At 62.4% G+C, this 15,119-nt stretch carries 12 protein-coding genes and 1 pseudogene; 8 read left to right on the plus strand and 5 right to left on the minus strand.

Features of this window, described 5'->3' with window-relative positions:
- Window positions 1-109: 109 nt before the first annotated feature.
- On the minus strand, window positions 110-877 hold the full coding sequence (locus AC3WJP_RS06510; RefSeq protein WP_493720580.1) for an RHS repeat-associated core domain-containing protein: 768 nt from the start codon (window positions 875-877) through the stop codon (window positions 110-112).
- 170 nt (window positions 878-1,047) lie between these two features.
- On the opposite strand from AC3WJP_RS06510, the pseudogene prmA (AC3WJP_RS06515) reads away from it, so the two are divergent.
- Window positions 1,048-1,809: pseudogene (gene prmA, locus AC3WJP_RS06515) on the plus strand (50S ribosomal protein L11 methyltransferase); the annotation flags it as partial.
- Between the two features lie 429 nt (window positions 1,810-2,238).
- Here prmA (AC3WJP_RS06515) and AC3WJP_RS06520 read toward each other — a convergent pair.
- A complete protein-coding gene (locus tag AC3WJP_RS06520; RefSeq protein ID WP_493735667.1) occupies window positions 2,239-2,907 on the minus strand; it encodes an RHS repeat-associated core domain-containing protein in 669 nt (222 codons plus the stop codon).
- Between AC3WJP_RS06520 and prmA (AC3WJP_RS06525) the strand changes: the two genes are divergently transcribed.
- The 7 genes from prmA (AC3WJP_RS06525) (at window position 2,879) to AC3WJP_RS06555 (ending at window position 12,706) form a co-directional block, all read left to right on the plus strand.
- Entirely contained in the window at window positions 2,879-3,757 is an 879-nt protein-coding gene (gene prmA, locus AC3WJP_RS06525; RefSeq protein WP_493720579.1) for a 50S ribosomal protein L11 methyltransferase, read from the plus strand. The genes AC3WJP_RS06520 and prmA (AC3WJP_RS06525) overlap by 29 nt on opposite strands.
- A 58-nt stretch (window positions 3,758-3,815) precedes the next feature.
- Window positions 3,816-5,228: a DUF3426 domain-containing protein gene (locus tag AC3WJP_RS06530; protein ID WP_493720578.1), complete on the plus strand. Its 1,413-nt coding sequence runs from the start codon at window positions 3,816-3,818 to the stop codon at window positions 5,226-5,228.
- A gap of 144 nt (window positions 5,229-5,372) precedes the next feature.
- Window positions 5,373-6,386, plus strand: a complete 1,014-nt coding sequence (dusB, locus tag AC3WJP_RS06535; RefSeq protein WP_493720577.1) for a tRNA dihydrouridine synthase DusB — start codon at window positions 5,373-5,375, stop codon at window positions 6,384-6,386.
- A complete protein-coding gene (gene fis / locus AC3WJP_RS06540) occupies window positions 6,383-6,703 on the plus strand; it encodes a DNA-binding transcriptional regulator Fis (RefSeq protein WP_008368706.1) in 321 nt (106 codons plus the stop codon). The genes dusB and fis overlap by 4 nt, the downstream gene beginning before the upstream one ends.
- 81 nt (window positions 6,704-6,784) lie before the next feature.
- Window positions 6,785-8,392 (plus strand): bifunctional phosphoribosylaminoimidazolecarboxamide formyltransferase/IMP cyclohydrolase, encoded by a 1,608-nt coding sequence (purH, locus tag AC3WJP_RS06545; RefSeq protein ID WP_493720576.1) that lies wholly within the window; start codon window positions 6,785-6,787, stop codon window positions 8,390-8,392.
- Window positions 8,393-8,494: 102 nt separating this feature from the next.
- Window positions 8,495-9,790 (plus strand): phosphoribosylamine--glycine ligase, encoded by a 1,296-nt coding sequence (gene purD, locus AC3WJP_RS06550; protein ID WP_493720575.1) that lies wholly within the window; start codon window positions 8,495-8,497, stop codon window positions 9,788-9,790.
- 141 nt (window positions 9,791-9,931) lie between these two features.
- Window positions 9,932-12,706, plus strand: coding sequence for a hybrid sensor histidine kinase/response regulator (locus AC3WJP_RS06555; protein WP_493720574.1), 2,775 nt, complete (start codon window positions 9,932-9,934; stop codon window positions 12,704-12,706).
- Window positions 12,707-12,709: 3 nt separating this feature from the next.
- Here the strand turns inward: AC3WJP_RS06555 and AC3WJP_RS06560 are convergent, their stop codons facing one another.
- The 3 genes from AC3WJP_RS06560 to AC3WJP_RS06570 form a co-directional block, all read right to left on the minus strand.
- Window positions 12,710-13,480, minus strand: coding sequence for a hypothetical protein (locus tag AC3WJP_RS06560; RefSeq protein WP_493720573.1), 771 nt, complete (start codon window positions 13,478-13,480; stop codon window positions 12,710-12,712).
- Window positions 13,477-14,271 (minus strand): hypothetical protein, encoded by a 795-nt coding sequence (locus AC3WJP_RS06565; RefSeq protein WP_493720572.1) that lies wholly within the window; start codon window positions 14,269-14,271, stop codon window positions 13,477-13,479. Before AC3WJP_RS06565 ends, AC3WJP_RS06560 begins: the two co-directional genes overlap by 4 nt.
- A gap of 65 nt (window positions 14,272-14,336) precedes the next feature.
- Complete coding sequence (locus AC3WJP_RS06570; protein ID WP_493720571.1) at window positions 14,337-15,026, minus strand: hypothetical protein; 690 nt, start codon at window positions 15,024-15,026, stop codon at window positions 14,337-14,339.
- Window positions 15,027-15,119: the final 93 nt, after the last annotated feature.

Genomic DNA, 15,119 nt, shown 5'->3' on the forward strand with positions numbered 1-15,119 from the left:
GATGTGAGCCCCCGCTCTCTCTCTCACTGCCCTCAAGCTGTTCAGATCGACTACAAGGGCGTCGCCATCAACATCCACATGATCGTCAAGCCGCCGCATGGACGCCCGCTCAAAAGGATGATCTGCGGATAGAGTTCATATTCCTCTTCAGAGGCTTCGCCTTATTCATTTCTTGCAGCAATACATGCAGCGCAAACGTGTCGTTACCCACAAACCCAATCTGAAAAGTGGCTGATTTGTGCAGACCAGTTCTGATGTTGTAATTTGGGAACATGTCACCAAAAGCGGACTGGATACCGGCACGCTCATCAACTAATTCCCTGATAACGTAAGGGCCTTGTAGCGTTTTTTCTGGAACATTTTCAAATTTCCTGAACGAGTCGCGCAGCACACTCCATCTCTCAACGTCATTTAGGTGAGCCATCGCCGATGACGCTTTCCGCGAGCTTGATGCAAGACTTGTCTTAGTGGCCTTGACGACCTTGGGGTCAGGCAGAGCCCTAGCGAAGAGACTTGGCAAGCTCTTAGATCGCCGAATTCGTCCTGCCGGAACCGGAAAATGCCCGCTCTTATCTTGCTTATTAATGGGATCTGCACCGCAGTACATATAACTGTTGATTCCGCCATCCCCGAAAGGACTCAAGCTGTCTGGCCCCACAAACCGCGCCAACACAGGCGAATATAATCGATAGCCATTCCCCAAAAGATACCCGCCTGCCGATTCCTGCAAAACGCCATTGAACCCAAGCTGTAGCGCTGCGCCGAAAGGACTCCAACCAAAGCAGACATATGCGCGCCGTAACCCAGAACCACTGGAAAGCACTGACTGCTCACCATCACATTGCAACAAATACGGCCGACCAATCATGGTTTTCATATCCGTGATACCTGGCGCTGGAATAGATGATCCATCCTGCACACCCATATCACCGGCCGACACTCACAGATCTGATAGCTTGACAATGCCTGTCGGGGGCAAGCCCCCTCACTACACTCCCCGCGCTCGCGTAAACTGCGCCGTTTCGCTCAAGATCAAAGGTACCCGCCATGCCCTGGCTGCAAGTCCGTCTGGCCATCAGCCCAGAATAAGCCGAAACCTATGAAGATGCCCTGCTGGAAGTCGGCGCGGTGTCGGTCACCTTCATGGACGCGCAAGACCAGCCGATCTTCGAGCCCGAACTCAACACCACACCGCTGTGGACCCACACCCATCTGCTCGCCTTGTTCGAAGCCGATACCGACGCCGCCGCAGTGTTCGCCCACCTGCGACTGCTGACCGACGCCGAGTTGCCCGAGCATCACGCTGAAGTCATCGAGGATCAGGACTGGGAACGCACCTGGATGGACAACTTCCACCCGATACGTTTTGGCCAGCGCCTGTGGATCGTGCCGAGCTGGCTGGAGGCACCCGAGCCCGACGCGGAGAACCTGCTGCTCGACCCGGGTCTGGCGTTCGGCACCGGCACCCATCCGACCACCGCCTTGTGCCTGGAATGGCTCGACGGCCAGCCGCTGCAAGACTGCGAAGTACTGGATTTCGGCTGCGGCTCGGGCATCCTGGCCATCGCCGCGCTGCTGCTGGGCGCCAAGCAGGCGGTCGGCACCGACATCGACGTGCAGGCGCTGGAAGCCTCCCGCGACAACGCCGGACGCAACGGCATCGCCGAGGCGTCGTTCCCTCTGTACCTGCCTGAAGACCTGCCGGCGCAGCAAGCCGATGTACTGGTCGCCAACATCCTCGCCGGACCGCTGGTCAGCCTGGCGCCGCAGTTGTCGACGCTGGTCAAACCCGGTGGCCGCCTCGCGTTGTGAGGGTGGTGTGAATATTCAATACCTGGAACACAAGCTGGCTAGCGAGAAGTGATTAGTATCGACGCATGACGAACCGGCGCTTAGGCGCCGGTTTTTTTTCGTACAAATAGCGAACCACGTGAACGTCGACCCCAGCCGTTCGCAGTCTGTCCCGCTCGACCTCAAGCACTCGCAAGGCGAAGGTGTCGTCATCGACAATCTCGCCAGAGTAGGACTGCCCCCATGGACGGCCATCCGCAGGTCGATTATGGGAAAAAATACGCTTCAGTTGCGGCCCGGCATTCTGATCTAGATGACTCAACGATAGCCGTCGCTGATTCTGGGTCAACTGCCCGTCGCCCATGACCAACTGGACATCCTCGAAGGCTGCCCGGAGTTCTTTCCATTTACCCCTTCCCACTTGCCGAGCCCTGACCTTGAAAGTGTCTATTGCCTTCTCCTGGCCTGGCCTGGCCTAAATGGCAGCTTCCCCAGCGTGTTTGAAAATGACAACCGCCGTACGGCGCCTTTCCCAATTGTTGGCGTAGGCGCCAGCCCCGCAACGTCAGCTGCCAGAGAGTACACAGACAACAATCTGATTTTCCCGCTTGGATCAACGAAATTGATCGGATCGGCGGCGCAGTACATATACCCATTCAATCCGCCTGGCCCGAATGGACTCATCGAGTCAGCACCGCTGAATCGCCGAAGCGCCGGAATATAGAGTCGATGGCCATCACCCAGAAGATAACCATTGGCCATGCCCTCCCGCCAAATCCCGTTATATCCCAGCCCTCCAGGCATGAACGCCGCATCACCGAACGCTCCATAAGAGCGCCAGGATCGCGAACGAGACAAAAGCACCGAACCCTGACCATCACACTGCAGCAAATATCGCCGATCTATCCTGGATTTCATGTTCATGTTGCTCTGGCATCGGGAGGTCAACCATCCTGCATAGCCACCCGACTGCCGGATACTCACAGATCTGACAGCTTGACAATGCCTGTCGGGGGCAAGCCCCCTCGCTACACTCCCCGCGCTCGCGTAAACTGCGCCGTTTCGCTCAAGATCAAAGGTACCCGCCATGCCCTGGCTGCAAGTCCGTCTGGCCATCAGCCCAGAACAAGCCGAAACCTATGAAGATGCCCTGCTGGAAGTCGGCGCGGTGTCGGTCACTTTCATGGACGCGCAAGACCAGCCGATCTTCGAGCCCGAACTCAACACCACACCGCTGTGGACCCACACCCATCTGCTCGCCTTGTTCGAAGCCGATACCGACGCCGCCGCAGTGTTCGCCCACCTGCGACTGCTGACCGACGCCGAGTTGCCCGAGCATCACGCTGAAGTCATCGAGGATCAGGACTGGGAACGCACCTGGATGGACAACTTCCACCCGATACGTTTTGGCCAGCGCCTGTGGATCGTGCCGAGCTGGCTGGAGGCACCCGAGCCCGACGCGGTGAACCTGCTGCTCGACCCGGGTCTGGCGTTCGGCACCGGCACCCATCCGACCACCGCCTTATGCCTTGAATGGCTCGACGGCCAGCCGCTGCAAAACTGCGAAGTGCTGGATTTCGGCTGCGGCTCGGGCATCCTGGCCATCGCCGCGCTGCTGCTGGGCGCCAAGCAGGCGGTCGGCACCGACATCGACGTGCAGGCGCTGGAAGCCTCCCGCGACAACGCCGGACGCAACGGCATTGCCGAGGCGTCGTTCCCTCTGTACCTGCCTGAAGACCTGCCGGCGCAGCAAGCCGATGTACTGGTCGCCAACATCCTCGCCGGACCGCTGGTCAGCCTGGCGCCGCAGTTGTCGACGCTGGTCAAACCCGGTGGCCGCCTCGCGTTGTCGGGCATCCTGGCCGAACAAGGCGAAGAAGTCGCCGCCGCCTACGCCGCGGATTTCGACCTCGATCCGATCGCCAACCGCGATGGCTGGGTACGCATCAGTGGTCGCCGCCGCTGAGACCTCTTAAGATACCGCTCTCCACCGCCAGAGCACCGCTCACCGCCCGGACCCGCGCATGACCGAGAGTTTCGTCACCCAGTGCCCACATTGCCAGACCAGCTTTCGCGTCAGCTATCACCAGCTGAGCGCGGCGCGCGGTGCGGTGCGCTGCGGTTCGTGCCTGCAGGTGTTCAACGCGGCGCGGCAGTTGCTGGAGAAGAGCACGGGGCAGTCGGCGGCCGCCTTGTTCGGCGAGGTGCCGCCTAGCGTGCCCAGCGTAGAGCCCGCTCCTGAAACCGCACCCGACACAACCGCCGCAGCCACAGAAGCCCCCGCTTATCGCCGGGTCGAGCCCATCAGCCAACGCCGCTGGGCCGCTGCAGCGGAAATCGACCTCGAACACCTCGACCTCGACAACGAACTGGCCCGCCTGGAGCAACGCTTCACACCACGCCCCGGCCACCCTGAGCAATCGGGGCGCGATGACCAGCTCAGCGCCAGCCGCGACGAGCCGTCAGCGGCCCACAACAACTTCGATGATGACGACCATCCGCTGACCGAGCCGCGGCTTGGCGAGCAGCAAGACGACGCGCAAGCGCTTCGCGAGCAAAGCCCGCTTGCACATGAGGGGCTGCGCGCGGAGCGGGATGGGGAGCCGGCGGCCTACCATTACCTGCCAGGCGAGGCCCACACCCCGGCGCCGCTAGTCGATGGGCCCCTGGCGCCGCTCATCCACGAGCAGGTAGACGACGAGGAGGACCGCGCCGAACCGTCCCTCAGTCGTCTTGAAGACGAATTCGACGATATCGACCGCCGCGCCCCGCTCCATGACAGGCGCCAACGCCGCTCGGCCATCGAAGCCGCCGACGAAAGCCTGCGCCGGGTCGATGCCGCCCCGCTCAAGCCCGCCGCCAAGGCCCGCCGCGCCGAACCGCGGATGCGCGACGCCAACCTGCCCGACCTGTCCGAAGACCCGCTCGAACTGCAATGGCAGAAATCCCATAGCTCATGGGGCAAGCGCCTGCTCTGGAGCTTCCTGGCACTGCTCGCGGCACTGACGCTGGCGGGCCAGTACGTCGCCTACCACTTCGATGAGCTGGCCCGCCAGGACGCCTATCGCCCGTGGTTCCAGCAATTGTGCCCGGTAGTGGGCTGCACGGTGCCCTCCAAGGTCGATATTGCCCTGATCAAGAGCAGCAATCTGGTGGTGCGCAGCCATCCGCAGTTCAGCGGCGCGCTGATCGTCGACGCGATCATCTACAACCGCGCGCCTTTCTCGCAGCCCTTCCCGCTGCTGGAACTGCGCTTTGCCGACCTCGACGGCAAGCTGATCGCCAGTCGTCGCTTCAAGCCCAGCGAATACCTGAGCGGCGACCTGGCCGGGCAGACCGACATGCCGCCGCAAACGCCGATCCACATTGCCCTCGACATCCTCGATCCAGGCAGCAAGGCAGTGAATTACAGCCTGAGCTTCCAGTCGCCGGAATAGCCCGCGCACCCTCGAACGGCTCGGCATAAGCAAATAACTGTTCAGATTTTATCCAAATCGATCTTTATCCAGTCATCGAGAGCGGGTATTATGCCAACCCTTTTTCGAACTCTCCTGATCCTGCCCCACAACAGGGAAGACCCAATGTCGGCGGTACGCATCGGCCCATACACAGTCAGCAATGGTTTGATCCTGGCCCCCATGGCCGGGGTCACGGACCAGCCCTTTCGTCAGCTTTGCCGACGACTGGGCGCGGGCCTGGTGGTTTCGGAAATGGTCAGCAGTGACATGAGCCTGTGGAACACCCGCAAGTCGCGTCTGCGCATGATCCACGATGGCGATCCCGAGCCCCGCTCGGTTCAGATCGCCGGTGGCGACGCGCAGATGCTGGCGGCGGCGGCCCGGGCCAATGTCGAACTGGGTGCGCAGATCATCGATATCAACATGGGTTGCCCGGCCAAGAAGGTGTGCAACAAGGCGGCAGGTTCTGCGCTGCTCAAGGACGAAGCCCTGGTGGAGGAAATTCTCCAGGCCGTGGTTGCCGCCGTGGATGTACCGGTGACCTTGAAGATTCGCACAGGCTGGGACCGGGACAACAAGAACGGCCTCACCGTGGCCAGAATCGCCGAGCAGGCGGGTATCACCGCGCTGGCCGTGCATGGCCGCACACGTGCCGACCTGTACACCGGCGAAGCCGAGTACGACACCATCGCCGCCATCAAGCAGGCGGTGTCGATCCCGGTCTTTGCCAACGGCGATATCGATTCACCTGAAAAGGCCCGCCACGTGCTGCACGCGACCGGTGCCGACGGTGTGCTGATCGGCCGGGCCGCTCAGGGGCGACCCTGGATTTTTCGAGAAATAGAGCACTATCTGCGTACTGGCGAAAAGCTGCCGGCGCCGCAACTGAGTGAAGTGGAATGCATCCTGCTAGAGCACCTGGCCGCGCTGCATGAGTTCTACGGTGACGTGATGGGCGTGCGTATCGCCCGCAAGCACGTCGGCTGGTACCTGGCTACCCTGCCAGGCGCCCGGGAGTTCCGTAGTCACTTCAACACGTTGGACGATACGGCGGCACAAAGGGCCAATGTTCGCGCGTTTTTCAGCGAGCATCACCAGAGCCTGGCGACAAGGGACGGAAATGGGGTGGCCGCATGACCATGATGACCGAGACATTAGTGAGTGGAACAACACCCGTGAGCGACAACGTCAATTTGAAACAGCACCTCAACACGCCTAGCGAAGAGGGTCAGACCCTTCGCGGCAGTGTCGAGAAGGCGCTGCACAATTATTTCGCGCACCTAGAAGGCGCAGCCGTCACGGACGTGTACAACCTCGTGCTCTCCGAAGTCGAAGCCCCGTTGCTCGAAAGCGTGATGAACTACGTCAAGGGCAACCAGACCAAGGCCAGCGAAATGCTCGGCCTCAATCGCGGCACCTTGCGCAAGAAGCTCAAACAGTACGATCTGCTTTAAGCATGCATTCAAACCAGAAAAGGCGACTCGTGATGAGCTCGCCTTTTTTGCTGACTTTCCCTGCTTTAAATGGAAACTGAAATGACCGACCAGACCACCCGCCTGCCGATCCGCCGCGCCTTGATCAGCGTTTCCGACAAGACCGGGATTCTCGAGTTCGCCCGCGAACTGGAAAGCCTCGGCGTCGAGATCCTGTCCACCGGCGGCACCTTCAAACTGCTGCGCGACAACGGCGTCGCCGCAGTGGAAGTGGCGGACTACACCGGCTTCGCGGAAATGATGGACGGCCGGGTCAAGACCCTGCACCCGAAAATCCACGGCGGTATCCTCGGCCGCCGCGGCACCGACGACGCCATCATGAGCGAGCACGGCATCAAGCCGATCGATCTGGTCGCGGTCAACCTGTACCCGTTCGAAGCCACCATCTCCAAGCCGGGCTGCGATCTGCCGACCGCCATCGAGAACATCGACATCGGTGGCCCGACCATGGTCCGCTCGGCGGCCAAGAACCACAAAGACGTGGCCATCGTGGTCAACGCCAGTGACTACGCCGACGTCCTGAGCAGCCTGAAAGCCGGTGGTCTGACTTACGCACAGCGTTTCGACCTGATGCTCAAGGCCTTCGAACACACCGCAGCCTATGACGGCATGATCGCCAACTACATGGGCACCGTGAACCAGACCGCCGAGACCCTGAGCACTGAAGGCCGCAGCGAGTTCCCGCGCACCTTCAACAGCCAGTTCGTCAAGGCCCAGGAAATGCGCTACGGCGAGAACCCGCACCAAAGCGCGGCGTTCTATGTTGAAGCGAAGCCGGCCGAAGTCGGCATCGCCACCGCCACCCAGCTGCAGGGCAAGGAATTGTCCTACAACAACGTCGCCGATACCGACGCGGCGCTGGAATGCGTGAAGAGCTTCGTCAAGCCGGCCTGCGTGATCGTCAAGCACGCCAACCCGTGCGGCGTGGCAGTCTGCCCGGATGCCGAGGGCGGCATCCGCCAGGCGTACGAGCTGGCCTACGCCACCGACACCGAGTCTGCGTTCGGCGGCATCATCGCCTTCAACCGTGAGTTGGACGCCGAGACCGCCAAGGCCATCGTCGAGCGTCAGTTCGTCGAAGTGATCATCGCCCCGAGCGTCAGCGAAGCGGCCCGCGCCGTGGTCGCCGCCAAAGCCAACGTGCGCCTGCTGGTGTGCGGTGAGTGGTCGCAGGATCGCGCCGCGGCCTGGGACTACAAGCGCGTCAATGGTGGTTTGCTGGTACAGAGCCGTGATATCGGCATGATCAGCGCCGATGACCTGAAGATCGTCACTCGACGTGCGCCGTCCGAGAAAGAGATCCACGACCTGATCTTCGCCTGGAAAGTGGCCAAGTACGTCAAGTCCAACGCCATCGTCTACGCCAAGAACCGTCAGACCATCGGTGTCGGTGCCGGCCAGATGAGCCGCGTCAACTCCGCGCGCATCGCCGCCATCAAGGCCGAACACGCCGGCTTGCAGGTACAGGGCGCGGTCATGGCGTCGGATGCCTTCTTCCCGTTCCGCGACGGTATCGATAATGCGGCTAAAGTGGGTATCACTGCGGTGATCCAGCCTGGCGGTTCGATGCGTGATGCCGAGGTGATTGCAGCGGCTGATGAAGCCGGCATCGCCATGGTGTTCACCGGCATGCGCCACTTCCGCCACTGATACGGCAGTGCAGTCATCGGGGGCAAGCCCCCTCGCTACCTGTAGTGAGGGGGCTTGCCCCCGATGGCCTTTCATAGAATTCAGCGTCATCGAGGTTTTGCAATGAACGTATTGATCATCGGCAGCGGCGGACGTGAACACGCCCTGGCCTGGAAAGTCGCTCAGGATCCACGGGTCGAGAAAGTCTTCGTCGCCCCCGGCAACGCCGGTACCGCCATTGAGGCGAAATGCGAAAACGTCGCCATCGACGTGCTCGCGCTGGAACAACTGGCCGACTTCGCCGAGAAGAACGTCGCACTGACCATCGTCGGTCCGGAAGTGCCCTTGGTGGCCGGCGTCGTCGACCTGTTCCGCAGCCGTGGACTGGACTGCTTCGGCCCCACCGCCGGCGCGGCCCAGCTGGAGGGCTCGAAAGCCTTCACCAAGGACTTTCTGGCGCGCCACAAGATCCCGACTGCCGACTACCAGAACTTCACCGAGATCGAGCCGGCACTGGCCTATCTGCGGGAAAAGGGCGCGCCGATCGTCATCAAGGCCGATGGCCTGGCCGCTGGCAAAGGCGTGATCGTCGCCATGACCCTTGGCGAAGCCGAAGACGCCGTGCGCGACATGCTCGCCGGCAACGCCTTCGGTGATGCCGGTTCGCGCGTGGTCATCGAAGAGTTCCTCGATGGCGAAGAAGCAAGCTTCATCGTCATGGTCGACGGCAAGAACGTCCTGCCCATGGCCACCAGCCAGGACCACAAGCGCGTCGGCAATGGCGACAGCGGCCCGAACACCGGCGGCATGGGTGCATACTCCCCGGCGCCCGTGGTCACCGCCGACGTCCATCAGCGTGTGATGGACCTGGTGATCTGGCCGACCGTGCGCGGCATGGCCGATGAAGGCAATGTCTACACCGGTTTCCTGTACGCGGGCCTGATGATCGACAAGGCTGGCAACCCGAAGGTCATCGAGTTCAACTGCCGCTTCGGCGACCCGGAAACCCAGCCGGTGATGCTGCGCTTGCAGTCGAGCCTGGTGTTGCTGGTCGAGGCTGCGCTGGCGCAAGCGCTGGACAAGGTCGAAGCGCAGTGGGACCCGCGGCCGAGCCTGGGCGTGGTCCTGGCCGCCGGCGGTTACCCGGGCGATTACGCCAAGGGCGCCGCGATCAGCGGCCTTGACGCTGCCGCCAGTCTGGAAGGCAAAGTCTTCCACGCGGGCACCGCATTGGTCGATGGCCAGGTAGTCACCGCCGGTGGCCGCGTGCTCTGCGCCACGGCACTGGGCCGCAGCGTCGCCGATGCTCAAGCACAAGCCTATGAATTGGCAGGGAAAATCGATTGGACTGGGTGCTTCTACCGCAACGACATCGGCTACCGGGCAATCGCTCGCGAGCGTGGTGAAGATTCGCTGTAGACGCCTGACGCGGCTCGGGGCGCGCGCTCAACCGCTCGCGCCCTGCGCCACGGCACCGGACAGGCGCTATAGTGCACTTGCCATGCGCTTGAAGCGCCGCGCATAGTTACAAAAGGCATTCACTCACGAAGGGATTTCGCCGTGCGCAGGCCCAGGAACGCCATCACCCTAATCGTCAGCTTGCTGGCCCTGCTCTGCCTCTGCTCGGCACAGGCCGAACAAAGCAGCGGCTGGTCGGTATTGCTCGATGGGGAGGCCAACCTGCAGCTCGGCGATGTCCGTTCGCAACGCTATCAAAACGAATTCAGCCCTATCGAATTGCGCGACCTGAACGCAGCGCGGCCCGATGAGGCGTTGTGGTTGCACTACCATCTGGCGCCGGGCAACGACCAGCAATTGCTGCGCATCTATGCACCGGACCTCGACAAGCTCGATCTCTATGTGCTCGACGGCGACCTGGTAGTCCGCCAGACCCAGGCAGGCAGCACCCATGCTGCCGGCGACCCCTTCCCCACCAGCACCGACCGCCTTTTGCCGCTGCCGATCAGCCAGAAGCCGCTCGACGTTTACGTGCGCATGGTGTCGGAGCATCAGCTCAGGCCCCACATCATCCTCGAGTCAGCCGTGGTTGCCGCCAGCGACCAGCGCCAGCCGATGTTGTTCGGCCTGCTGTTCGGCGCGCTGTTCATGCTCGCCCTGCACAACCTGATTCGCTACGGTTACGGTCGTTCCAGTTCCTCGTTCTGGTTGGCCGGCAGCCAGCTGATGTTGCTGCTGACCGGCATGCTGCTGATGAATCTGATCTCGCCGGTGCTGCTCAAGTGGAGCCCGGCACAAACGCCGGCGGCCTACGTCACCATGTTGCTGGCGGTGATTGCCGGGCTGATGTTCACCCAGCGCTTTTTCAGCCCGCGCAACCACCTGCCGCTGACCCGGCTGCTGTATGCCGAAATACTACTGATCGGCGTCGGCAGCCTGCTGCTGCTGTTCATCGACGCCTTGCCCATGAACCTCATGACCTACGGCTTCGTCGGCATGGGCTCGGTGACCATGCTGCTGATCGCGGCGTGGCACTGGCAGGCCGGCTACCGGCCGGCGCGGCTGTTTACCCTGGGTATGCTGCTGGTCAATCTGGCCACCCTGGTGGTGGTGCCCGCCCTGCTGGGCCTGACCCGCACCCCGACGCAATGGCTGATCTTCACCCTGGTGGGTTTCGCCGTGATCGCCGGCACCATTCTCAACGTGGCCTTGAGCGAGCGCCTGCGCAGCATCAACGAGGACCGCGTGAGCGCCAGCCGTGAACTGGCCGCCAGCACCGCCGAAATCAACGCCAAGGCGGAATTCCTCGCCTCGCTCAGCCACGAGATCCGCACCCCGATGAATGGCGTGCTGGGCATGACCGAATTGCTCCTGGGCACGCCGCTGTCGGTCAACCAGCGCGACTACGTGCAGACCATTCACAGCGCCGGTAACGAGCTGCTGACCCTGATCAACGAGATCCTCGACATCTCCAAGATCGAATCCGGACAGATCGAGCTCGACGACGTGCAGTTCGACCTCAACGCCCTGATCGAAGACTGCCTGAGTATCTTCCGCGCCAAGGCCGAGCAGCAGAACGTCGAGCTCATCAGCTTCACCCAGCCGCAGGTGCCGCGGGTCATCAGCGGCGACCCGACGCGCTTGCGCCAGGCCCTGCTCAGCCTGCTCGACAATGCGCTGCGCAAGACCGAACAGGGCGAAGTGCTGCTGGTGGTGGCGCTGGATCAGCGCGCTGGCCAGCCGCGCCTGCGGATCGCCGTGCAGGACAGCGGCGAGCCGCTGCCGGATGCCGAGCGCGAGGCCCTGCTGCACACCGAACTGCGCAGCCAGGACCTGCTGGCCAGCAATCCGCTGGGCGGGCACCTGGGGCTGGTGATTGCGCGGCAGTTGATCATGCTCATGCAAGGCGAGTTCGGCATCAAGACCGGCAGCCAGCAAGGCAGCACCTTCTGGCTGACCCTGCCGCTGGACCCACTGCGCCTGGAACAGGCACCGTCCGATCTCGATGCCTCTCTGCGCGACGCGCGGGTGCTGGTGGTCGACGACAACGACACCTGCCGCAAGGTGCTGGTGCAGCAATGCTCGGCCTGGGGCCTGAACGTCAGCGCCGTGCCTTCGGGCAAGGAAGCCCTGGCCCTGCTGCGCACCAAGGCGCACCTGCGCGATTACTTCGACGTGGTGCTGCTGGACCAGAACATGCCCGGCATGACCGGCATGCAACTGGCCGCCAAGATCAAGGAAGACCCAAGCCTGAACCACGACATCCTGGTGATCATGCTCACCGGCATCAGCAACGCCCCGAGCAAGATCATCGCCCGCAACGCCGGGATCAAGCGCATTCTCGCCAAGCCGGTGGCCGGCTATACGCTGCGCACCACCCTGGCCGACGAACTGGCCCAGCGCCACAGCGCGCCGCCACCCGAACTGGCGACCTACCTGCCAGCGGCGCCGACGCCTGATGTACCGAACGACTTCCGCATCTTGGTGGCCGAAGACAACACCATCTCCACCAAGGTCATCCGCGGCATGCTCGGCAAGCTCAATCTGCAACCCGATACCGCCAGCAATGGCGAGGAAGCCCTGCAGGCGATGAAGTCCCGGCGCTACGATCTGGTGCTGATGGATTGCGAGATGCCCATCCTCGACGGCTTCAGTGCGACCGCGCAGTTACGCGCCTGGGAGATGGGCCACCAGCGGGTACGCACACCCGTGGTGGCCCTGACCGCGCACATCCTCAGCGAACACAAGGAGCGCGCGCGCCTGGCCGGCATGGACGGTCACATGGCCAAGCCGGTGGAACTGTCCCAGCTGCGCGAAGTGATCGAGCACTGGGTGGCGCAGCGCGACACCCGCCAGGACGAAATCCAGCAGGGCTGAGGCTCACAACGGATAGATGTCGGTTTCGATCTGTTGTCGCAAGGTGTCGAGCACCTGCTGACGATGCCGCTCGAAATGACCCGGTCGAAAAGCGATCACCGCCAAGCGCTCCTCCACCTGTTGCGCAACCGCGATTCTGGAAAACAGCCGGCCTTTGGATACGGTGCGACTGTCCTTGACCTGACGCTGATACAACAACGCCTCGACCATGCCATTGGCCCCGGTCACGCTCGGCACAAACCGGTAGACCGCGCTTTGCCCCACCACCGTATTGCGTTCCATGAGGCATTGCGCCGCCGGGTCTTGCGCCAACCGCTGCAGGGCAGGCGCTTGCAGCCCGGTGCCGGGCAGGCCGATGTCCTTGACCGCCTGCAGTGTCGCCGGGCTGATGTCGTCGGCCGGCAGATAACTGGAGGACGGTCCGGAATCGGGCAAGTACAGCTCGTACCAGCCCAGAAACTCCAGCCTTCTTTTGTAATAGGCGAACCAATCGTCCGTAGCTTGGCGCTCGCGAGCGGCGCGCATGAGTATCTGCACCAACTGATGACAGAGAAGCATGTCGAGCTTGTCCTGTCGTGAGATCTGCGCGCCGAAAGACACCAGGCTGCTGGGCAGCACCGCCCCATCGGGTGCATCGACCGCCCGCTGCAGCGAGGCCTCCCAGTCATCCGTGCGGCGTGCCGAGCGGCCAGTCAGGCGTTGAGTGGGGGCCAGCGAGGCGATCATGGCGCGTGTGTCGTCATGGCTGGGCGGTGGGGGAAATGCTCGTGTCATGTTCTGGTCTCCTGAAACGGTAGCCGCTCAACGATTTCCCTGGCCCGATGGTCGCCCACGAGGCCATCCAGGCGTTCGCGAAATGATGAGTAGCGCAGTTCGGAAAGCTCGCCGACAAAGGTTCTGATGTGGATCTCGCCCATCAGCTTGCCGACGTCGAATCGCTGCTCGAAGAGGTTCTCGGCCAGGCGCTCTCGGGTTGCGAACTGCACGGTCAGCAATTCGATCCGCCGGCCTGGCAGGATCACCCCGAAATGCGCCGCCACCACGGTGTGAGGGCTCGGGCGTGGCGTTTCGTTCGGTAGCGATGGACACGCCGGGCGATCTGTAGCGCTCGGCCCCGACGGCGCGAAACCCGGCAGCTCGACAGCCTTGCCAGCGTCGGCCGCATCCATGCACACATACCCCGCAATATTGCGTTGCAACACCTGCAAGGCCTCGTCAGTGCCGGGCAGGGAGGCCAAATACGCACAAAGGCTCTCGCCCGACTGCTGTTGGCTGCGGGTAAGGGGCAGGTCCTCGGTGTTTATCCATTGGGCGAGGCGAAAGTTCGCAGCCGCGCTACGCGATCGATGTCCCGTCTGCAGCGGCGCCCAGCCAAACTGCTTGAGCGCGCCGACAAAGACTTCCTGCCACAGATCCGGTGCGGTAAAAGACGGATGTTTCTTGTTGGCTGCCAACTGCACGTATAGCAGTGACGTCATGACGTCACGATATTCCTGCTCGGCGATCTTCGGCATCCATAACAGGCAACCGGCGTTGATGACCGCCTGGTAGTTGGAATCAGGCATAGGTTCTCCTCGGGCATCCATGCGTGAAGCAGCCCGGCACGCCGTTGCATACCGGGCTGAATCGGTCAGATCTCGTAACTGGCGATCGCCGACTCGACGTTCTGGCCCAGGCGCTGGAGCACAAGGTCGCGCGCCATCGTGTAGACCAGAGGGTTGAGCGTCATGCGGGCGTCACCGGTATAGATTTGCGCAGACGCGTTGTTCCAATTGACGAACAGCACGCTGCCCTTGCTTTCCTGGGACTGACAGTGAAACGCCCCGAACGCCATGATCACTTCACCATCGTCGTCTTCGGCGCACGCGCTCAGAGTGAACTGGCCGCCACCTGGCTTGCTGGCATTGCGATTGAACAGGCTGACCGGTTTGTCGTTGTCGGCTTTTTTCAGCCCCTCCAGGGCCGCACCTGCCGCCTTCAACAACGCCGGCCCGATGGCACCGGGCAACGCGGCGCTGGCCACGAGCGAGCCGATGGCCTGCAGGCCTATCCGATCCATGCTCAGCGAGTTGTCCTGGGAGGTATAGCGCGAGTAACGCTTGTCGATGAAGGTCCAGCCCATATCATTCATCACCTTGGCGAACAGCTCGTACCACTGCTCGCCGTCGGCTTCTTTCGGGAATCGCTTGGTGGCGACCAGGCTGGCGTACAGGTAACTGTTGCGCACGTCCGCCTTGTTCTGTTCACTCATGCCGCTGACGAACGAAACCACGCCATTGGCGACGACCGCCGCATCCGGGGTGGGGGCCTCAGGGCTCAAGCTCCGCCTGCGTCTCGGCGCCTGAGACGCGGCAGCCGTCATGGGCGATTCGGGCAGCTCATAAGTTTCAAGCTGGGCCAATTGATTTTTCAT

The sequence above is a fragment of the Pseudomonas sp. GW821-FHT01A09 genome, from assembly GCF_058986725.1.